This is a genomic window from Corynebacterium sp. MSK047 (assembly GCF_030232285.1).
In the GTDB taxonomy this organism is placed as follows: domain Bacteria; phylum Actinomycetota; class Actinomycetes; order Mycobacteriales; family Mycobacteriaceae; genus Corynebacterium; species Corynebacterium jeikeium_D.
The window spans coordinates 121,743-141,606 of sequence record NZ_JASPJI010000003.1 but is presented as its reverse complement, the minus strand read 5'-3'; the positions used below and the strand labels follow the sequence as shown (position 1 = coordinate 141,606).

The 19,864-nt window shown below is 59.0% G+C and carries 19 protein-coding genes and 1 tRNA gene; 9 read left to right on the top strand and 11 right to left on the bottom strand.

Annotation, left to right across the window (positions count from 1 at the left end):
- Positions 1–116: 116 nt before the first annotated feature.
- A tRNA-Gln gene (locus tag QP981_RS02040) sits at positions 117–188 on the bottom strand.
- A gap of 286 nt (positions 189–474) precedes the next feature.
- Between QP981_RS02040 and QP981_RS02035 the strand changes: the two genes are divergently transcribed.
- Positions 475–1,884 carry a hypothetical protein gene (locus tag QP981_RS02035; protein WP_246819689.1) on the top strand — a complete coding sequence of 470 codons (1,410 nt, stop codon included), beginning with the start codon at positions 475–477 and terminating at the stop codon, positions 1,882–1,884.
- Here the strand turns inward: QP981_RS02035 and gltX are convergent.
- Both gltX and QP981_RS02025 read right to left on the bottom strand, forming a co-directional pair.
- The gene (gene gltX, locus QP981_RS02030; protein ID WP_284857321.1) at positions 1,868–3,355 is read right to left on the bottom strand and encodes a glutamate--tRNA ligase; all 1,488 of its coding nucleotides are present in this window, start codon (positions 3,353–3,355) and stop codon (positions 1,868–1,870) included. The genes QP981_RS02035 and gltX overlap by 17 nt on opposite strands.
- A gap of 56 nt (positions 3,356–3,411) precedes the next feature.
- On the bottom strand, positions 3,412–4,125 hold the full coding sequence (locus QP981_RS02025) for a TIM barrel protein (protein WP_284857322.1): 714 nt from the start codon (positions 4,123–4,125) through the stop codon (positions 3,412–3,414).
- On the opposite strand from QP981_RS02025, the gene QP981_RS02020 reads away from it, so the two are divergent.
- Together QP981_RS02020 and QP981_RS02015 are read left to right on the top strand one after the other, a co-directional pair.
- The gene (locus QP981_RS02020; RefSeq protein WP_070566863.1) at positions 4,124–4,846 is read left to right on the top strand and encodes an SDR family oxidoreductase; all 723 of its coding nucleotides are present in this window, start codon (positions 4,124–4,126) and stop codon (positions 4,844–4,846) included. The two genes, QP981_RS02025 and QP981_RS02020, sit on opposite strands and share 2 nt — an antisense overlap.
- A 56-nt stretch (positions 4,847–4,902) precedes the next feature.
- A complete protein-coding gene (locus QP981_RS02015; protein ID WP_070566860.1) occupies positions 4,903–6,135 on the top strand; it encodes an isochorismate synthase in 1,233 nt (410 codons plus the stop codon).
- Here the strand turns inward: QP981_RS02015 and QP981_RS02010 are convergent.
- The 3 genes from QP981_RS02010 to QP981_RS02000 all read right to left on the bottom strand — a co-directional run bounded on the left by QP981_RS02010 (position 6,132) and on the right by QP981_RS02000 (position 9,455).
- Positions 6,132–6,920, bottom strand: a complete 789-nt coding sequence (locus QP981_RS02010) for a fumarylacetoacetate hydrolase family protein (protein WP_049172137.1) — start codon at positions 6,918–6,920, stop codon at positions 6,132–6,134. The two genes, QP981_RS02015 and QP981_RS02010, sit on opposite strands and share 4 nt — an antisense overlap.
- 65 nt (positions 6,921–6,985) lie before the next feature.
- Positions 6,986–7,540 carry a 3'-5' exonuclease gene (locus QP981_RS02005; protein WP_246821108.1) on the bottom strand — a complete coding sequence of 185 codons (555 nt, stop codon included), beginning with the start codon at positions 7,538–7,540 and terminating at the stop codon, positions 6,986–6,988.
- A gap of 40 nt (positions 7,541–7,580) precedes the next feature.
- Complete coding sequence (locus tag QP981_RS02000) at positions 7,581–9,455, bottom strand: DUF294 nucleotidyltransferase-like domain-containing protein (protein WP_284857323.1); 1,875 nt, start codon at positions 9,453–9,455, stop codon at positions 7,581–7,583.
- Positions 9,456–9,516: 61 nt separating this feature from the next.
- On the opposite strand from QP981_RS02000, the gene QP981_RS01995 reads away from it, so the two are divergent.
- Positions 9,517–9,921 carry a DinB family protein gene (locus QP981_RS01995; protein WP_284857324.1) on the top strand — a complete coding sequence of 135 codons (405 nt, stop codon included), beginning with the start codon at positions 9,517–9,519 and terminating at the stop codon, positions 9,919–9,921.
- A 187-nt stretch (positions 9,922–10,108) separates the two neighbouring features.
- Here QP981_RS01995 and QP981_RS01990 read toward each other — a convergent pair whose 3' ends face one another.
- Positions 10,109–11,875 (bottom strand): hypothetical protein, encoded by a 1,767-nt coding sequence (locus QP981_RS01990; RefSeq protein WP_070456055.1) that lies wholly within the window; start codon positions 11,873–11,875, stop codon positions 10,109–10,111.
- Complete coding sequence (locus QP981_RS01985; RefSeq protein ID WP_083299200.1) at positions 11,876–12,856, bottom strand: hypothetical protein; 981 nt, start codon at positions 12,854–12,856, stop codon at positions 11,876–11,878. It abuts the gene before it with no gap.
- Between the two features lie 48 nt (positions 12,857–12,904).
- Here QP981_RS01985 and QP981_RS01980 point away from each other — a divergent pair, with 48 nt between their 5' ends.
- Positions 12,905–13,237 (top strand): helix-turn-helix domain-containing protein, encoded by a 333-nt coding sequence (locus QP981_RS01980; protein WP_141758233.1) that lies wholly within the window; start codon positions 12,905–12,907, stop codon positions 13,235–13,237.
- A gap of 269 nt (positions 13,238–13,506) precedes the next feature.
- On the opposite strand, the gene QP981_RS01975 is transcribed toward QP981_RS01980, so the two are convergent.
- Positions 13,507–14,502: a tyrosine-type recombinase/integrase gene (locus QP981_RS01975; RefSeq protein ID WP_070643920.1), complete on the bottom strand. Its 996-nt coding sequence runs from the start codon at positions 14,500–14,502 to the stop codon at positions 13,507–13,509.
- Between the two features lie 613 nt (positions 14,503–15,115).
- Between QP981_RS01975 and QP981_RS01970 the strand changes: the two genes are divergently transcribed.
- From QP981_RS01970 to QP981_RS01955, 4 genes are all read left to right on the top strand, one after another.
- Complete coding sequence (locus QP981_RS01970; RefSeq protein ID WP_005323141.1) at positions 15,116–15,784, top strand: hypothetical protein; 669 nt, start codon at positions 15,116–15,118, stop codon at positions 15,782–15,784.
- Between the two features lie 209 nt (positions 15,785–15,993).
- Positions 15,994–16,305 carry an ArsR/SmtB family transcription factor gene (locus QP981_RS01965; protein ID WP_005323142.1) on the top strand — a complete coding sequence of 104 codons (312 nt, stop codon included), beginning with the start codon at positions 15,994–15,996 and terminating at the stop codon, positions 16,303–16,305.
- Positions 16,302–16,523, top strand: coding sequence for a hypothetical protein (locus QP981_RS01960; RefSeq protein ID WP_005323143.1), 222 nt, complete (start codon positions 16,302–16,304; stop codon positions 16,521–16,523). Before QP981_RS01965 ends, QP981_RS01960 begins: the two co-directional genes overlap by 4 nt.
- Before the next feature lie 275 nt (positions 16,524–16,798).
- Positions 16,799–17,122, top strand: a complete 324-nt coding sequence (locus QP981_RS01955; RefSeq protein WP_246819686.1) for a DUF664 domain-containing protein — start codon at positions 16,799–16,801, stop codon at positions 17,120–17,122.
- Positions 17,123–17,151: 29 nt separating this feature from the next.
- Here QP981_RS01955 and QP981_RS01950 read toward each other — a convergent pair whose 3' ends face one another.
- On the bottom strand, positions 17,152–18,168 hold the full coding sequence (locus QP981_RS01950; RefSeq protein ID WP_101687711.1) for a 3-isopropylmalate dehydrogenase: 1,017 nt from the start codon (positions 18,166–18,168) through the stop codon (positions 17,152–17,154).
- A 75-nt stretch (positions 18,169–18,243) separates the two neighbouring features.
- Positions 18,244–19,767: an HNH endonuclease signature motif containing protein gene (locus tag QP981_RS01945; RefSeq protein ID WP_284857326.1), complete on the bottom strand. Its 1,524-nt coding sequence runs from the start codon at positions 19,765–19,767 to the stop codon at positions 18,244–18,246.
- Positions 19,768–19,864 lie beyond the last annotated feature (97 nt).

Here is a 19,864-nt window from a genome sequence, read left to right as displayed (position 1 = left end):
GTACGGGATTTGAACCCGTGTTACCGCCGTGAGAGGGCGGCGTCCTAGGCCGCTAGACGAACGGGGCTTAGAACTTTGCAGTTAGTGAATACATTCAACAATGAACTTCTTCACTGCTGGCCTACCAGGACTCGAACCTAGAATGACGGTACCAGAAACCGTAGTGTTGCCAATTACACCATAGGCCATCGCTGCTGAACGCAACGAGGAATAATATAGCCAATTCGCGCTAACAAGAGCAAATCACCTGGTCAAAGGCTCGTTTAAATTCGCGAGTTCCCCACAGCCCACCTCAGCAGTGCGCATAACTAATGCATAACTAATGCAGTGCATATAACTAACGCAGTCCCAGATCGAAAGCCCATTCGATCGCAGCTCAAAGCCGATCCGCCCTTCAGGAGACACTTCGTGGTGAAGCGGCTGGCAAACAGCCGACACACACACCAAAAAAACCAGACCTGAAAGGCAGGCACCATGACTTCCCCAACAACGACGGCAACAACCGCCCCCATCACGCTCGAGCTGGAGTTCTCCGACATCACGGAGCAAATGAACGGCACCATCGGTCGCGTCATCGGCACTGTCACTATCCGTCAGTTCGCAAAAATCATCTCGGCCCTCAACCTCGACGCCAACCCACGCGTGTCCCGCACCGGCCGCATCACCGATGCCATCATGGAAACCATCGACACCACGCCGGAGCTCTTCGCCTACAAGTCCAAGGGTGTGCTCCTGGCCTCCACTCAGTTCACCAGTGAAGACAATCTCTACCGCTTCACCTTCAGCAACCGTCGCATCGAAGGCATCCTCGACGGCGGTCACAACTCGCTGGCTATCGCACTGTTCGTTCTGGGCAAGCTCACTCCACCACCTAGCCGCAAAATCAAGACGTGGTCCGAAATGAAGGAGGTCTGGTCGGAGCGTACGGAAGAAATTGAGGAATTGCTTGCCGACGAAAGCCTCACCGAGCTCGATGCCCGTGTTCCGGTAGAGGTACTCGTGCCCGGTGCTCGGGACGAGGACACTGTGCAGGACTTCTCCGATGCACTGCTCGATATCTGTGCCGCCCGCAACAACAATGCGGAGCTCAAGGCGGAAGCAAAGCTCAATCGCGCCGGCTACTTTGACGATCTGAAGCATGCCCTGCCTCAGGGAATTAGCGACAACGTGCAGTGGCGCACCAACGATACTGGTCGACTAAAGGTGGGCGATGTCATCGCTATGGCGTGGATTCCGCTGTCTTGTATTGACCTGCCGAAGGATGCCGACGGGAAGCAGATTGAAGCACCGACCCCCACCAGCCTCTACTCCGGCAAGGCCAAGCTGCTTGACCGCTTCGAGGATGTCATGAGCTCACCGGAGGTCACTAAGCCCAGCACTGAAAGCATCAATGAGCGCACCGAAGAGGTCGTTCTCTACAACGAGAAGGTCCGCAGCGCATTGAACCTCACGCGTGACTTCATCGATATTTTCGAGCGCATCAACGCAGAGCTACCCGATCTCTACAACAAGAGCGGCGGTAAATTCGGCGGCATTGATGCTGTTGACAAGGCCAATAAGAAGAATCCGCGAACTGGCAAGACTCCACAGAAGTACTCGAAGTTCTACCGCCAGCCCATCGGCTACGCGATTCCAGACGGGTTCATCTACCCGCTCGTGTACGCCTTTGCCGCACTACTCAAGCGAAACGAGGACGGCACGGTCCACTGGGGAACCGACTGGCACGAGTTCTTCAACAACCACATGGGGTCGCTGGTCAAGGACTACCGCGAAACCTCCATGAATATGCTGAACCGCGACCCGCAGAAGGTGGGCAAGGAAGCGGGCTCTTACACGAACCTGCTTCGCTCAGCCCAGCTCGCGCTCTTTACTGAGCAGCAGTAAAAGGAGTGACCTCGAGCGCCTTGCGCAGTCGGCCCAGGCTGCGGCTGCGACCAAGCAGCTCCATGGACTCGAACAGCGGCGGCGAAACCTGAGCGCCAGTCACGGCCACGCGCACCGGGCCAAAAGCCTTGCGTGGCTTCAGCTCCAGGTCCTCGATGAGGGCCTTTTGAAGTGCAGCTTCAAGCTTCTCGGTGACGAAGTCCTCTTCGCTGAGCGGCTCCACAGCTGCAATGGTGGCCTCCAGGACAGCGACGGCGTCTTCCTTGAAGTTACGGCGTGCCGAGCGCTCATCGAAGGTGAACCCGTCCTCTTCCACAACCAGGAACTTCGAGAGGTCCCAGGCGTCGGAAAGCGTCTTCACACGGGTCTGCAGCAGCGTTGCCAGGAAAGCGAACTTATCCGCCGGGTAGTCGGCCGGGAAGTCAAAGTGGCTTTCCAGGTACGTGCGCAGACGCTGCTCGAAGTCCTTCGGATCGAGCATGCGGATGTGGTCCGCGTTGATAGCGTCGGCCTTCTTCTGATCGAAGCGAGCCGGGTTGGACAGCACATCGTGGATATCGAAGGCCTTGACCATCTCGTCCATCGTGAAGATGTCCTGGTCGCCGTCCATAGACCACCCCAGCAGTGCCAGGTAGTTCAGCAGACCCTCGCGGATGAAACCGTTATCGCGGTGGATGAAGAGATTGGACTGCGGGTCACGCTTGGACAGCTTCTTATTACCCTCGCCCATAACGAACGGCAGGTGACCGAACTCCGGGGTGAACTTGGCGACACCGATGCGCTTCAGCGACTCGTAGAGAGCGATCTGGCGCGGGGTCGATGGCAGCAGGTCCTCACCACGCAGGACGTGAGTGATCTCCATCAGAGCGTCATCGACCGGGTTAACCAGGGTGTAGAGCGGTTCACCGTTGGAGCGGGCAATAACGAAGTCCGGAACCAGGCCGGCCTTGAACTCGATACGACCGCGAACGAGGTCATCGAAGACAATGTCCTCGTCCGGCATACGCAGGCGAATCACCGGCTTGCGCCCCTCTGCACGGAAGGCTTCCTTCTGCTCCTCGGTGAGGTTGCGGTCATAGTTGTCGTAGCCCAGCTTCGGGTCACGGCCGGCGGCCTTGTGGCGCTCCTCAACCTCTTCAGCGGTGGAAAAGGCCTCGTACGCTTCACCGGCGTCAATGAGGCGCTGCAATACATCGGCGTAGATGTCCTTGCGCTGCGACTGGCGGTACGGGCCGTGCGGACCGCCGACATCGACGCCCTCGTCCCAGTCAATACCGAGCCAATTCAGGGCCTCGATGATTGCCTGATAAGACTCTTCGGAGTCGCGAGCGGCATCGGTATCTTCGATGCGGAAGACCAGCTTGCCACCAGTGTGACGGGCATATGCCCAGTTGAACAGGGCGGTGCGGATGAGGCCAACGTGCGGGGTACCGGTTGGCGACGGGCAAAAGCGTACGCGAACATCTGACATGCTTTCCCACGATACCCGCCCTCCCACCTGCAGGCATGCATAGGGTTTGCATAGGGTTACAGAGCCCACTCCCCGGCCACTTCGCCGGCGTATCCGGCGGCGCGCAGCCGCTCAACCCAGCTGCGCAGTGGTGCCTCACCGGTGCCCGGCGCGCCGCGGCCTGGGAAATCGGCAATCTGGACGTGCGCCGGCAGGCTCAATCTTCCAGTCTCCACATCAGTGAGCCAAGCATCCACGTCGACGCCATTAGCTGCAAAATGGTAAAAGTCCGCGAGCACACCAGCACCAGTCTGTTGAGCTAACTCCTCGGCTTGCCACGGATCTGTAATGGGATAATCACTCATCCCGGACAGTGGCTCAATCAACGCGCGAACCCCACTGAGCTCCAGCTGGGCAGTAATCTCAGTCAGTCTTTGCACCTGCAAATCGGTCAGCTCCCCCGAGCGCCCCAGCAACACGTTCGAGCATTTCAGCCCAGTGGCCCGCGCAATCTGGCTCACTGCCTCCAGGTGCCCCGCGGGCAGCCCATCTGTATCGAGCACTCCTCGCTGCCCCGCTGCCATGTCCCCTCCCCACAGATTCATGGCATAAAGACCAAGGCTGTCGTCAAAGAGGTCACAAAAAGCGGAAACCTCATCGGGTGCGGGCACTGCGAGGCCAAATGGCCACCAGAATTCCACGGCCGCGTAGCCGTCGTCACGCGCGGCGTTGACGGCGTCGTGCGGGGACATGTGTGCGTAGACCGTAGAACAGTTAATAATAGTGCTCATGACCAAAACGGTAGTAGTAACTGGTGGCGGCGCGGGCATTGGTCGCGAAATTGCTCTGGCTTTTGCCGCCGATGGCTGGCACGTGCACATCTGCGGCAGGCGTATCGACGCGCTCGAGGCCGTTGCCGCCGAGGCGGACAACATCACCTACTCCAGGTGTGACATCACCGACCCCGAGCAGGTCCGTACGATGTTTGAGGACGCGCAGATGACTACGGGAACCATCGATGTTGCGGTGCTCAATGCGGGGCTGCCAGGCACGCCCGCAGAGTTCGGAGAGACCGACATTGAGGACTTCCGGGCGGTCATCGATACGAATGTGGTCGGCTCGTACCTATGCGCACGCGAGGCGTTCGCGCGGATGAAGGCGGGGTGCGATGGGAAGGCGGACCAAGCAGGCGGCCGAATCCTGGTCAACTGCTCTATCGCGGCGCAGGTACCTCGAGCCCATACGGCGGCGTACGCGACGTCGAAAAGCGCGCTTGCCGGAATGACCCATGTGCTTGCCCTCGACGGACGCGAGTATGGCATTACAGCAACGCGCATTGATATTGGCAATGCGCAGACTGACCTGTTGGGGACGTTCACAGGCAGCGAGCCAATGTTCGATGCCAAGCAGGCTGCGGATACCTTCCTCTACGCCGCGAATCTGCCGGCGAGCGCAGTCATCGATCAGCTGACGATTACCGCTGCGGGTATGCCCTTTTTGGGTAGGGGTTAGCCTGCCCCTTAAACTGAAGCACAACTGGGTTTAGATTGAGGAGGCGGGTTAGGGCTATGTCCATGGAAAACCACCCCTCTCTGGGCGGCGGAAACGAAGAAGAGAAGCAGGAGAATTCTCACCCGTCGAACGAGCCTGCAGCGACTCCGAAGCGTTCGACGCGCTGGGATACGTCCCGCCCGACCACCGCCCCGGACTTTTTGCTCTCCCGGGCACACGGCTCCATCCGCACGCAAGGTATTGAAGAGCAGCTTTCCGACCCCTGGCTCGCGGCCGAGGGACTGCACTCGGGCATTCACAAGATGGTAGTCGGCGCATTGCCCTTCGACTTGGACAAGCCCGCCGCCCTGACCGTTCCCCGGGAAGTCATCCGCTCCTCGCAGCCGCTGGAGCCACCCGCGCACTACCGTTGGAACGCACCGAAGCCCCACGCCAACATCGTCGCTTACGATCCCCCGCTCGACGAGCACGCTGAGCGCATCGCCGCAGCCATCCGCACAATCGAGTACTCGGCGCTGGAAAAGGTCGTGCTCGCGCGCGCTGTGGAACTCGAAATCGATCCCCCGATTGACCCGCTCCTACTCGCATCGCGGCTTATCGACGGATCCCCCAACCGCGATGGCTTTGTCGTGGATCTCTCCCCCGCCGGTTCCGATTATGAGGGCAAGTTGCTCATCGGTTCGTCCCCGGAGATGCTGGTCCGCCGTACGGGCGACATCGTTGAGGCGTTTCCCTTGGCCGGGTCGCTGCCGAGGTCCCGGAATGAAGAGGTGGACCGGGCGTCGGCCCGTCGTTTAGCGGACTCGCGCAAGAACCTGGACGAGCATGCCTTCGTCGTCGACGACATCGCCGACAACTTGGCGCCACTGTGCAGTTCGCTGGATGTTCCGGACAGCCCCGAGCTGATGAGCACCGCCGAGATGTGGCACTTGGCCACGCATATCCGCGGTCGGTTGAAGGATCCGTCGCTGTCCGCGCTGGATTTGGCGCTGGTGGTGCACCCGACACCAGCCATTTGTGGCACGCCGACGGAATCCGCCTTCGGCGTTATTCAGGCCGTAGAGACCAACCGCGGCTTCTACTCGGGCGCTGTCGGCTGGTGCGATGAGAATGGTGACGGCGAGTTCGTGGTCTCCATTCGCTGTGCCGAGATCGACACTGAGGGGTCCGTGGCACGACTATGGGCCGGAGGCGGCATTGTGTCGCACTCCGACCCAGAAGAAGAAGTCACGGAGACCAGTGCCAAGATGGGCACTGTGCTCCGCGCTTTTGGAGTTAAGGGCGCTTAAGCCCGCTCCACAGGGTTGGCCAGCTTGCCGATACCCGGGATCTCAATCTCGATGCGGTCACCCGGGAACATCGCAGCGGTACCGGCCGGGGAGCCGGTGCAGATGACATCACCCGGCAGCAGCGTAATCGAGGCAGTGATGAACTCGATAATCTCCGGGATGGACATAATCATCTGGTTGGAGTTGGAATCCTGCTTGGTCTCGGTAACACCCTCGTGAGTCAGGTGCGCCTTGATCGGCAGCTCGTTGTAGTCCAGCTCCGTCTGGATCCACGGACCAAGCGGGCAGAAGGTATCGATGCCCTTTGCGCGCGCCCACTGACCATCGGCAAACTGCAGGTCACGGGAAGAAACATCATTGACGATGGTGTATCCGAAGATCACATCGTGAGCGTTTTCCTTCTTGACGTTCTTGCACGGCTTACCAATAACCAGTGCCAGCTCGCCCTCAAACTCGACGTTGGTGGCGAAATCCGGAATGCGAATCGGCGCTTCCGGGCCAATGACGGCCGTCGGCGGCTTAATGAACATCGTCGGCGGCAGCGATTCTGCCGACTTCTTGAACACCTCGGCGACGTGGTCAGCGTAGTTACGACCAATAGCGATGACCTTCGACGGCAGCATTGGGGCGAGCAGACGTACGTCGGCAAGCGGCCAGGAACGGCCAGTCTTATTCAGCTGACCGAAAGGGTGCCCTTCGATTTCGTGCAAAGTAACTTCACTGCCTTCGCCCTCAACGAGCGCGAAGCACATGCCCTCTGGGTGGGCGATTCGAGCAATACGCATAAAAATAGGGTACACGTCACATTGCGATAATTATGCAACGACCCCCACTCTCTATACTCTGCGCTCTAAACTCCGCGGGATTCCTGCGCAAGCCACACCAGCGCACAGGCCAACGCATCGTTGAACGCGTGATGGGCCTTAAAACGGGGAATGCCGTACTTGTCGCACAGTGACCACAACCGCAGCTCATCACGGACCGGCTCACGGTTGGCCCGCAGAATCGCGTCGTACTCACGTGTCATAGTGTCCGCCACCGGCACATCAAAACGCGCATCGAAGTACTTCCGGCACAACGGATCTAGGAAACCAACTTCCATCCGCGCGTAGTGCGCCAGCAGCTTCCGTCCCCGTAGAGCTTCTAACAGCTTGCCGACGGCCACCTCTGCCTCTACCCCGGTTGCGACCATGTCGTCGGTAAGCCCATGCACCGTCGCCGACTCGCCGACGCTCACCTCCTCGCGCTCTGGGCGAATGAGAAGGTGACCCGACTCTTCCAGCACGATGTCGCGGCCTTCGACGGCAACCCAACCGATGGAAAGCAACTGATCTTTGGAGGGATCCAGACCGGTGGTTTCCACATCGACCGCGAGCCAAGCATTGTCGCGGATAGGTGCGTCCAAGAGTTTCTTGCGGGGTTTGAAAAACTTCAACATTGCGCGCTCACGACATCGCCCGGATGGGATACTTCGCCCCGAGGCTCTGCTGCAACTTGCGGATAACACCAAACGCATCGCGCAGGTGCTCGCGTTCCAGGCTGGAGAGACGCTTCGGGTAGATGTGGTTATTCGGCTGCTCGCCAGCGTTGAACTGGGCCTGCTGGTGATGAAGCTGCACCGTGCACAGGAACTCGAACGCATCCGCCAGGTCCTGAGCACCCTGGCGGCTCACACTTCCGGCACCCGCACTCGCCGCCAAGCGTTCACGCGTCGACAGCTGTGGCAGGCCGGCCGCCACAGTAAATAGACGCGCCATCTGCACCACAGCAGCAGTTCCCCCCTTTTTGATGTCCAGGGTCTCTGCGTGATCGCCGCCCTTTTCCAGCACCAGGCCACGGAAGAAGCCGAGCGGCGGCTCCCGCCAGGCCGAGAGCTTGGCCAAGTGCGCGTGCAGGCGCTGCGACCCCTGGGCCAGCGGCAGGTAGGCCGCACGAAGGCCCTCCACCAGTTGCATATCGCCCGCTACCGCTCGCATGTCGAAGAAGGTCTGTGCATGCAGCAGAGCCTCCGCCTCCGGTGCCGTAATCCACCCGTGGAAAGTGCGCAGCCACTGCGACTTGGTCATCCGCCACGCAGGATTGCTGGCCATCATGTCCCCTGGACAGAGCGGATAACCGACTCGGTCGAGGTTGGTGCAAATCTCGTCGCTAAGCGCGGCGAAATAGTCAGCATGAGCGTCGGCGTCGTAGTCGTCGGCGAGAACAAGCGCATTGTCCTGATCGGACGCGAGCCCCATCTCCCCGCGCCCATGCGAACCCAGTACCGCAAAGGCGTAGCTGACTGGTGGCGGCCCAAGCTTTTCCTCCGCCAGCGCAACCAGGCGTCGGGTGACAGCATCGGCCACGGCAGTCAGCAGCTTGGCGACCTCCTCCCCCGAATCACCTCGGTCAATAAACCGGCCGACAATCCGCCGCGCGTTCTGAGCAATCTCCGCAATCTCCGAGATATCGCTCTTCCGCGCCAGCGTCGCCGTCGCGTACACGGGATCGGTGTGCAGACTGCGCAGCAGGTCACCAATGACAATCATGCCGACCACCCGCGTCCCATCGTGCACCGGCAGATGATGGTAACCGCGCTCAGCCATCAGCAGCATGGCCTCAAAAACCAGCAGGTCGGGACTGATGGTTTCCGGGTTCCCGGTCATCACTTCGCTTACAAGCGTCGCCGCGGGCTTCGCCTCTGCCAGCACTCGACGACGGAGGTCACGGTCAGTGATGATGCCGACGAGCGGGCTCTGGTTGGCGCCTGCAGACTCCATCACGAGCAAACTGGAGACATTCCGCTCCGTCATAATCTGCGCCGCCTCTTGTACTGTCGTATCAGCGCTGCAAGTAACCAGCGATGTTTCCATCAGGTCCGCAACCCGTGTGCGCAACGACTCCGATGCCGCAGTACTCCGCAGCTTCGATGCCACTGCGCGAATGCGCGCGTTCTCACCGCCGTAATAGCGCCGGACCTCTACGAACTGGTCATTGAGCTGGTCAAAGACCTCCTTGGAGATCACTAGGAATACGCAGTCCTCCACCGCCGTCATCGTGTACAGCGAGGGATCACTGCTCAGCAGCGTCGAATAGCCGAAATGATCTCCCACATCTCGCCTGTCCAACAGCGTGCCAGCCGGGTCAAAGAGATCCACCATGCCGGAGCGAATAATGAAACAGCTGTTGTTATCCGCACCCGCACGGATAATCTCCGTACCACGACGGGCATAGCGCATGGTCAAAAGCGGTGGGATAGTCGCGCGCTCTTCATCGGTGAGGTCCGAAAAGGGGCGAGTATGGCTGAGGAAGTCTGCGATTTCCGCAAGCTCGACGGTCATGGGGTCAATTATCCCCTATTTTTGCTCCCAATAGGACTAATTTGCGGGAATACTCGACCTTATGACCAATTCCGCACACAGCGCTTCAACAAATCCCGAATGGCCGCTCGACGCCCACATCCTCGGCAGGATGGACAAGCTCGCGGCACTCGTCGCGACGCTTGACGACGACACCTTCAACGCACCCCTCCCCATCCCAGCCATTAACTCCCTGGCCGTGCTGTTACGACATGTGACCGGATCCGCGAGGTACTGGCTCGAACGCGTCTGCCTTGGGCGTGATTATGTCCGTGATCGCGATGGGGAGTTTTCTGCTCATTGCAGTGTTTCGGAAGGGCTGGAGATTTACCACCGTGACCGCGCGGCCATTGAATCCGCGCTGGTGGAGTTGCAAGGCGTGGACCGCGCTGGTGCTCCTACTGTTATTCCTACCGATAAGGACGACGGTTTTGCGAATCTAGCTTAAATCATTTGCGAAACTGCTCCGCATAGCTAAACCCACCGCTTCACCGCGGTGGGTTTAGTCGTTTTCGCTCTGTTCCAGTCGTTGACTAATAAGGAACACAACATGGTTCGTCCCCTCTAAAACGACTTCTAGCCCGGAACCCCATATCGGTTTTCCGAGCTAGATGGATAAAAGTATTCAGTTGGTCTTAAGCGGCCTCGCGCGCAGGCGGCGCGTTCGGGCTTGCCTTCTCGCGCGCCGGATCGCGCGGCGGTACAGGTTTACCAGAGTCAGGAGGCGGAGTCTTTTCATCCCGATCCACCCGGCCAAGAAAACGCCGAATCATAGATACATTGGCCGCGACCACACCAAGAGCTGTATAGAAGAAGGCCGCAGCAAAACCGCGTACAGGTCTTCTCGTATGGTCACCAATAGCAGCACCACCACGATTGTTCTTTACATAGTCGTTGCGGGTTTCAATCACATTGCGCCACGTGCCATACACCTTCTTCCATTCCGGTGTCTTAAAAGCAGGGCCAGTTTGGCGGTAGCGCATTCCCTCCTTATTCGGGATGGTTACCGAGACCTTATTGGTACAGCACTTTCCTTTTGCCTTGCGCGCGGTAGATAGATTTGGCCCGGAGATGGAGGGTAGTCCTCTGTCTCTCGCGTCCTGGCGCTGACTCTTTTCCACCAAGGGACATGCCAGTGTCTTTCCTTTACCTCGTCCCGGACACATAAACATCTGGCTCTCACCGGAGAGCTTCTTGCCTTTTCTCCGCATGGCAAAGGCGCGGCGCTCGTTGATCCGCTGGTTGTAGGTGGCCTCATCAATACGTCCGGCATAGAAGTCTTCGGTGGCTTCCACCAGAGGTTTCGGCATGGCAGGACAATACCAGTGGCCTTCAACTAACCCCATGGTTTCATAGGATCCGCGCTTTCCCAGCTGATTGGTTCTGTAGTCTCCCACCAGGGTATAGCCGAGTTTGCGCAGTGGTTCATGGAAGTCTTTGGTCTTAGCCACCGCGAAGTAAGCACGATCGCCCACCACTGTGCCCTTAGGTGTCTCAGGATCATCCGTTAAATGCCGCATGGCTTCCAACCCACGGATCGCAGGGTTGTGGCTGGGCCGGTCGAAGGCCATGCCCATAATCAGGTGTGGCTGTGCATATGGGCCTTGGTCGCGGATGACTCCGGCAACAAGTGTGGCCTCCCAACCCCACACATGCTTGGCGTTTCGCTTTCGGTTTGATTCGCCATGTGTTTCTTGTCGCTCGTCACGGGAGTACCAGCCTGCCTCCGGCTCGGAGGACATGAGATCGTCCGGTCGGTTCGTCCATCGGTTGTTGCCACGGCGCACGCCTGGAATAAGTGTTCCGTCTAGGGTGAGGTCTCCCTGCCAGTTGGCTCGGTATTCTTCGGGCATGTCCTCGGTACTTGCCATAACTAGCTCATTGAACACGTAGGTGGCGCGCTGCCATTTTTCCTCGCGGCGCTCAGGGTCTTGTTCGTCCATCAGCCGGTTGAATTCAGCACGGGTAAGCCTGGCGCGGTGCGGGATGTTGTCGAATGGGTCAACGACATCAAGGAAGCTGTGCAGCGCACGCCACAGGCGGTAGTACCAGTTGCTGTGCTGGGTTGCGTAAAAGTCACCTACCCGTCGTGCCTTATCGCGGCTGGGCAGGTTAAGGAGTTCTAAAGCCTTGTCTGTCGTATCAGGCGAGGCCAGGAGCGTCGTCATGGTGGTCAAATGCATGGGTTGACCAGAACGCGCCAGAATCAGGTAGAGCGCAAGGATGGTGCGGTCGTTAACGGATTTAGGCCTGCCTCCTTTGGCGGGGTCGTAGCCGTCTACTCGCCTCCAGGTGTCAAGATGGTGGCAGATGTCGGTGCGGTCGATGATGGTCAATGCCCAGGAAACGCTGGCTCCATCCAGGCGAAGCAGCGGGGTGGGTGTGGTGTTGAAGTGGGCCACCTAGACTTCGCCTCCTGCTCTCGGTTCGACGACTCGAAGCGGCGGGTAGTCTGGTTCGTCCCTGTTGCCGCTGATCCACTCACGGTATTCGGTCTCGGTGAGCGCGCCAGATTCAACGATCATGTGGTGAAACGTGTCCTGGAAGGGCTGGATGCTTCCGGTGGCATAGACCAGATGGTTAAAGTCCACGCGCTCGGCGGCATGAGTAGCGATCCAGGTATAGCGCAGCCTGGGCAGTGTCGGGGCAAGGCCGGTACTCGATGGGTTCTGGCTGGTCTTGTGGATGAAGTCAGCAATCAGGTGTGGGCCTGTGGCATCGTTGCGGCGGCGCGCCGAGTTGGGTTTTACCAGTGGTTCGTCTCTACGGTCGTCGCCCACGCCATGCAGCACTTGGCGCATGAGGTCGTCGAAAGGTGCAGTCAGCGGAACGGTACGCGGCTTTAGCCCACGACCACCGCGTGCATGAACCGCCAGCACTGTGCCAAAGTCGGTGAAGTCGCCATAACGGCAGTGATAGATTTCCTCGGTGGACATGCCAGCACCTAAAGCCAGTGACACGATGATGCAGGCCACGCGCCGCGACTCGCGGCGGGGGCGGGAGTGAACCCAGTCGTCGATTCGGATAAGTTCGCTGGCGTTGTAGGCGCGGCGCGGAGCCGTAGCTGCCGGGTAAAAGACCTCCGGTAATTCTTCTGCCCACTCCAGCGCGCCTTCTTGGCCAATGACATGGCTTGCGCAGCGGTTGAGGATGCGGCGGGTGGCATTGAGGCTGGATTTGGATAAATCCGCTGTACGGGCTTGTAAGTAGGTGCGGATCTTTCCGCCATCGCGCAGCAGGTAGATACAGCCGTCCACGGAGATGTCGTCGTACCAGCGGTCGCGCATGTAGCAAAAGTACGTGGCGAGCACGCGCTTGCGGTTGCGCTCAACGGTAGGAGTTGTAGGTGGCAGTAATCCGCGTGTCGTCAGTGTGTCGATCACAGCGTAGACCTCATTGTATTTAGACTTAGGTGGTTCGTCTTTTTCTTCTTGTTCAAAGGAAGTGGTCTCGTGGCTTCCGACCTTCCCGCCGAGGCTCCGGTCAGGCGTTACGCCAACTGGCCTAATGCCCATATCGAGGCCCACGATCCGGTCATGCGGAAATTGCAGGACTTTGCCCGCAACGTCCAGAAACTCACCCTGGACGGGAGCTACCCCAGTGCCAAAGACTTGGCCGAGGCCTGCGGTATCCCCACCTCCACCATCACCCGAATCATCCGCGGCGAGATGATCCCGACGGGACGTGTCATTGCCAATATCGAGGTCACCACAGGCAAGCCCTTGTGGCCGCGCCATCGCAGCAACCGATACGGCAGTCAGTGACCCGAGGGTTGGAAACTACATGTTTCCGACACTGGTAAGGCGGGTGTGAGTTACATGGGTGTCGTTCATGGCTCACGAGGTGAGCACACCTACACCACGAAATAGGTGGCGGTGCCTTCTTACCTCAGACCATGAGCAAACCCGCAGGTCACAGGGCGGTTCGTCCCTGGTGCGGTCTGTGCGCCATGAGACGAGTTTTGCGTATCCGCAATCCAACTTTGCAGATGTGCAATCGCTAGGGATAGCTCAGGAAGTCTCCGTGAGCCGAGCTACAGCACGTACAGGCCTCCACCTGGGGTGCCATGAGTCGATCCTCCGGCCAAAAGAATCCGGTAGGCATGGCGGCGGTTAGCTCCGGCCTCGACCACGTAGTCCTCAAACTGGTGCAAGGACTTCAGTCCTGCCGCAGCACACAGCACATCAGCGGGAACTCCGGCTGCAATGCGGTCGATAATCCACGTATTGCGCAGCCTGCGGGTATCCGGCACCATATCCGGCGATGTACTAGGTGTTACCCGGCGGAGATACGCCGAGAGCTGGCTGACGTTCTCGTTGTCGCGGCCTGGCCTGAACAGGTAGTCCTCCGGGCCGGTAGCCATAATGACCGGCTGAAGTACCTCGATATGAGACTTGAGCAGTGGCACCTCGCGCGGGCCAGCCCCGCGGTAGCCGTGCGGAAACAGCAGCACCCCGTCGCCGTCAACACGCACGTCTTTGCCGCGCAGCGTGCAGATTTCTCCTGCGCGCAAGCCCGCACCAAGCGTGAGTGCTAGCACCGTAGTGAAGTTGCGGCGGCGGGCAGCTGTGGGTTGCGACTCGGCCCAATCCCACATCCTGTCACAGGCATAAGAGCCGTAGGGTTCAAGGGTTGGCTCGTAGCTAATCGGATGCTGGTAGTCAGGGTTCCAGTCGTCGTTGATCACCTCCGCCACACGACACAGCAGCGAGCGCTGGGTTCCTGCGGTGGACGGGCTGAGCTTTGCACCACCTCCGGCAAGGAAGTAGTTTCCGATGATGTCGGGGTGGAAGACGGTCTCGACAGTCACCACGCCGTAGCTCACCCAGACCCAGGCGGCGAGCTTGGACACGCAGTTGAGCGTGTTGCGCAGTGCGTCGCGGCTGGTGTTATCCGGGGTGATGTTAAGTGCGCGCACGCACTCGCGGGTGAAGTCGGCAACGTGGCTCCACGGCTCAGAGCGCACGGCGTGTGGTGTGTAGTTGGCGATGATCGCCTCATAGTCGGCGGTGGTGTAGTTACTGGACATGGGCCTTTCCTTCGTCGGCACGATCGCAGTGGAATGGGGCGGTGTAGTGGATGCTACGTAGCTAGGCCACGCAGTGCACTCCGCTACACATAGTCTTGTTTGCCGATCTGCAATCTGGCAAGCAGGTGGCCTCACACCGCCAACTTCGCAGGAATTTCTTATATGGCCTGCATGTTTGCGGTTCCGCAAACATCTACCAGACGAACCACCACATCATGTTGTGGAGATCAAAAAAGGGACATGCCATATTTAGTACCCCCGCGCGAGCCTCGGACACGGCCTTAATCCTACCCACCAAGTCCTTCAAGGCCCCGCTTTGTGGCCCACAGCTATGTCCACCACAACATGTAGATCCGCTGCCCCCGGTTGTGGCTAACCGATACGTGCGCGACCTGCGCGGAGCCTCAACCACACCCCGCACCGACTAGCGTGACCACCGTCGAGCGCGATTGCGTATCCGCAATTTTGTCTTAACTCACGCGGCTTGTTGCCATACCTCGCACATCGGCAACCCACCGCGCGGACAGTTTGCGTATCCGCAAATTTCTACCTGTTACCGTGCCCGACACTTGACATTTCCACTGCTCACACCCTCAAAGGAAAGGGACGAACCATGTCCACACTCGACATGAGCACACCACTGTACTGCCAGTACTTCACCGCCGAGCTTGAGGTAGACGACCTCGCCCAAGTCACCGAAACCCTGAAACAGGGAAAACAGGTGGCCGACACCATCTTGTCCATGTCCACCGCCGCGCTCTACAACCACGTCATTAGCTTCACAGGCCCGCAGGGGCTTATCACCGAGCGCGAAATCAACGTCCTCACCGCGTTTAACTCCATGTCGGTGGCCACTGCCCCGGTGCGCGTCACGTTTGTCACCCTGGCCGACACTTACGGAAACCGTGCGGGACTCACCCGCATCCAAGGCGGTGAGTCCGCCCGCGGCCTAATCCCGCTTACCCGGTCTGTAAACGAGGCCACGGTTGCAGACATGTCTGCCACCACACCAGGACTCACCATCAATCTGCCCAATAGTGTCCACGACGACCTGATCATTCGCTGCACGACTTTTGACCCGGACGGGTGCGTTCCCGAAGCAAAGGACGAGTTTCCCGGCGTGGACTACTGCCCTAGCCTGTACCACCTTTTGCGGGACGAACCATCTCCAGGCATCGACATCACCCACGACATTATCCGCGCACTACTTCCCTACCGCGGGATCCACATGGAGGTAGAGCCGAGGATTCTCGATGGCGATGTAGACATCGAGCGGCTGTAGCTGCTGGCTACGCTGTAAGCCATGAAGGAACCCAGCTGTGGTGTGTGCTGCGGCTGGGTTTCTTCTTGGGGAGGGTGAAGAGGGGACGTGATGGGACACCGGCCACGTCTTAAGTCGGGCAGCGTCTCCGCCAGACCCGGCAGAACTTGCGCACCGCTGACTGTAAGCATATACTTACACCTGACATCGTTCGATTACGATACGGAGGGATGATGGACGCAGCACGGCTCGCTCAGATGCTCAGTGCTCTTGGAAGTGAGCCTCGGTTGCGAATTATCGCCTCCCTAGAGACGGATTCGACCCATGTCAGTGAGCTGGCCCGCCGACTCGGGATGTCTCGGCCACTGCTCTACCAGCACCTCAACCGCTTGGAAGCTGCTGGACTCATCGAGAGTGGCCTGGAACAGCTCGGAGAGAGCCGGGTGAGGAAGCACTACTGGGTCGCTCCGTTTCAGCTTGAAGTAACTCCAGACCACATTAGGCACCTGATTAATCAAGAACAGAAAAGGGAATCTTCGTGACACTTACCGCTACCGTATTTCTTGTCATCCTCGCCGCCGCATTACCACTCGCGATCTTCGTTGCTCTTACCGTCTGGGTGGTACGCACCGTCACCAGCGCACGACGCGAAACGGCGACGGCGATCGATGGTTCCAACCAACTCATCGTGGAGCATCTACGCAACATCACCGAGCGGTTGGATCGGATTGAGGCCCAACTCAGCGAGATCCCCGAGTAATCAGGCTCTTCCTTAAACAAGGGGCGCGGTGGTTTTGGCTCCGCGCTATGGGCTGTCACAGCGTATGCGCTAAGCACGTCGCGTAGACCTCCAGCAACATAAACTTGCTTGTGACTTTGGCGGCGGGGTGTGTCTCCGGTCGTGGCGTTATCCTGTCCCTCTCGCGGATAGGGGCTAGGACTGGGGACGAACCACGTGGTGTGCCCCCACCTCCGACACCGCCCCGGCCCACCTGCCGACGGAACCGGGAACGGAAACCGACGGAAACCATAGCTGTGGTTCGGGTCGTTGCAGGTGGGTGGGTAGTTTCGCAAAAGACTCAGGACCGTTGGTGGTGCGGCAGCATCGAAGGCGTGATTGTGCATGTCTTCCACGAGGCGGCTCAGCACCTGGGACATGCGGAGATTACGAGGGATGCGCTAGTGGCAGGACTGGGAGGGGATGATTCCGATAACGGCGCAGGAAGCTCATCCCCATACCCCCTTGACACCATCATCGATGTACTTCGCCAGGTCGGACATGCGTCGGACTTCATCGAGCACACCGCCGACGGTAAGACTCACATCACTACCGTCGATGGCAAAACTGTGATTGCCTAGCCCTCTCCCCCCCCCTATTTTTTACTGCGCTACTTCAAAGCAGCAGCAATGCGGTCGCCAACCTCAGCGGTCTTGATCGGGCCACTACCGCGAGTAGCCATGTCAGCTTCCACAGCAGCCTCGATGCGCTGGGCGTCTTCCTCACGACCCAGGTGGCGCAGCATCATGGCACCCGACAGAATGGCTGCCGTCGGGTCCGCGATCCCCTTGCCAGCAATGTCTGGCGCGGAGCCGTGAACGGGCTCGAACATGGACGGGTTGGTATTGGAGGCGTCAATGTTACCGGACGCCGCCAGGCCGATACCGCCCGACACTGCACCAGCCTCATCAGTAATGATGTCGCCAAAGAGGTTGTCGGTGACGATGACGTCGAAACGCGAAGGATTAGTGACGAGGTAGATCGTCGCAGCGTCGATGTGCGAGTAATCGACATCTACCTCTGGGTATTCCTTAGCGACCTCATCGACCGTGCGCTGCCACATACCGCCGCCGTGCACCAGCACATTGGTCTTATGGACAAGCGTCAGCTTCTTACGACGGGTCATAGCCAGCTCAAAGGCGTAGCGGACCACGCGCTCAGCGCCGAAGCGGGTATTGACGGAGGTCTCGTTGGCAACCTCGTGTGGCGTGCCGACGCGAATCGCACCGCCGTTACCTGTGTAGGCACCTTCGGTTCCCTCGCGGACGACCACGAAATCAATTTCGCCCGGGTTCTTCAGCGGTGACTCGACACCCGGGAAGAGCTTGGAAGGACGCAGATTGACGTGGTGATCCAGCGCGAAGCGCATCTTCAACAGCAGGCCGCGCTCGAGAACGCCCGGAGGTACGTTCGCCGGGTCACCGATGGCACCGAGCAGAATAGCGTCGTGCTCGCGCAGGGAGTCAAGGTCAGCGTCGGTAAGCAGTTCGCCATTGCGCAAGTACCGACGCGAGCCGAGGTCGTACTCGGTAGTGTCGAACTCGCCGATAGCAGCCTTGAGCACCTTCAGCGCCTCTGCCGTAACTTCCGTGCCGATGCCATCACCCGGGATGACGGCGATCTTCAGTTTTCCTGCCTCAGTCATGTTTTGAGATACCCTTCTCACTATATGGACGCAAATGAGTGTAGCAGAACCTAGCGCTCACTCCCCGTCACTGTCTGCGCGATTTTTACCATCTCCATCGTTTTCACAATCCAACCCGCCTACTGCTCTCTCCTTTTCCATATCCCGCCGCACCTTATCCACTAGGCCGCGGAGATTTTCATGCAATTTGCGACGTTTCTCATTGTGCTCAGCCAGCGCAGCGGTCTTCTTTTCAGTCTGCGAGGCAAAGGTGTAACGACCATGCCCAGTGTGCTCTTTTTCCGACTGCGCAAACGGCCCTTCATCACAAGAGAGGAACGTCCAAGCTTCGATCCCATCATCACCTCGAACAACTCGCCACATACCGGCAGTTTTGAGGTTGTGGTGCCTTCGACAGAGACAATGGAGATTATCTGTGTGCGTGACCCCTTCCTTTTGCCGCTCACCACCGGAAAGGCTGTGATCAAATTCCACAATATGGTCGATATCGCACTTTTCCGCGGGGACATCGCATCCAGGAAAACTACACACACCGTCACGGGCACGCACGAATGCACGCTGAGACTCGGAGGGCCGATACCCCTCAACCGCACTATCCCCCAGCACCCGCAATGTCGATACCCGCTTCAGCCAAGACTCGGCCACCAGCGAAGAAAGCCAACCTGCGCCAGCGAGCCACACTGGAGTGTTTTCCGGTTCGCCATCCTCCCCGGGAGAGAGCACTCGGAAGAGTTCCAGATTCACCTCCACCTCACAAGTACCGCGTAACGCATGCATGAAAGCTGCCGCGCGACTCACTTTCATCTTCTTAGCCACTGCGTCGATAATTGCAAGGGCTTCCACTGCATGATGCCGCTCGAGTACAGTAGTCAGTGTCGTAACTCCAGCGTCACCATGTTCATCAACTGCGATAAACTCCTTAGCCGTCATACGATCGCCGAAGTAGTCGAGAGCCGCAGCTTGAACCTCCCGTACCTCCTCCGACTCCACGGGATTATCCGCCGACCCTCCATCCGCCTCGACCTGGTATGCCGCCGCATCAATTGCAGCATCTACGGTCGCCTCCACATTCCGGGCCAGGACCCTATCAGCCTGCAACCCAGCGACATCCACATCACGTGGCCGCACTTCCGGAGCACACTCACCAATCACTCGCTGCACCCGCGTTGCCATCGCACGCACGCCACGGAGTGCCTCCCCGTCGCGCCTAGGCTTAACGACGTCCACGAGACCCGACTCCACTGCGTCAACCTTGTCATCGGCTACAGGTCGGGTATGTTTACCAAGCATTGCTAAATGCCTCATCGACAAATGCCCGCGCTCCTGACACATTTCCGCTAGTTGCGGCATACGTCCAAGCATGTAGCCAATTTCCATATATTTGTTCACTTCGGCGCGTGAGATTCCAAGCACCACCGACCAATAAGCCAAATGAGCTTCGACATCGCCATCATCTGGTGGTGCGACCCGCTGAGCGATAACCATCTCCAGACGATTAATCTCGCGCATCACTTCAGCGAGCGAATGAGCCCTCACCTCATGGCTGAACCGAAATTCCCCACACGATTCCAACTCTGACATTGCACTGTCCCCTCCCTAACGAGGTCCCCTAACGAACAGTTCTTTATCAATTCGCCCACACCATATCCCCCACCCCGGATTCAAACCGCTGCGCACC

Coding starts and splice junctions, on each gene's coding strand:
- QP981_RS01970 (WP_005323141.1), top strand. CDS start 15,116: ATGTCCACACTCGACATGAGCACACCACTGTACTGCCAGTACTTCACC.
- gltX (WP_284857321.1), bottom strand. CDS start 3,355: ATGTCAGATGTTCGCGTACGCTTTTGCCCGTCGCCAACCGGTACCCCG.
- QP981_RS01995 (WP_284857324.1), top strand. CDS start 9,517: ATGACCAATTCCGCACACAGCGCTTCAACAAATCCCGAATGGCCGCTC.
- QP981_RS02000 (WP_284857323.1), bottom strand. CDS start 9,455: ATGACCGTCGAGCTTGCGGAAATCGCAGACTTCCTCAGCCATACTCGC.
- QP981_RS01965 (WP_005323142.1), top strand. CDS start 15,994: ATGATGGACGCAGCACGGCTCGCTCAGATGCTCAGTGCTCTTGGAAGT.
- QP981_RS02020 (WP_070566863.1), top strand. CDS start 4,124: ATGACCAAAACGGTAGTAGTAACTGGTGGCGGCGCGGGCATTGGTCGC.
- QP981_RS01945 (WP_284857326.1), bottom strand. CDS start 19,767: ATGTCAGAGTTGGAATCGTGTGGGGAATTTCGGTTCAGCCATGAGGTG.
- QP981_RS02015 (WP_070566860.1), top strand. CDS start 4,903: ATGTCCATGGAAAACCACCCCTCTCTGGGCGGCGGAAACGAAGAAGAG.
- QP981_RS02035 (WP_246819689.1), top strand. CDS start 475: ATGACTTCCCCAACAACGACGGCAACAACCGCCCCCATCACGCTCGAG.
- QP981_RS01975 (WP_070643920.1), bottom strand. CDS start 14,502: ATGTCCAGTAACTACACCACCGCCGACTATGAGGCGATCATCGCCAAC.
- QP981_RS02025 (WP_284857322.1), bottom strand. CDS start 4,125: ATGAGCACTATTATTAACTGTTCTACGGTCTACGCACACATGTCCCCG.
- QP981_RS02010 (WP_049172137.1), bottom strand. CDS start 6,920: ATGCGTATTGCTCGAATCGCCCACCCAGAGGGCATGTGCTTCGCGCTC.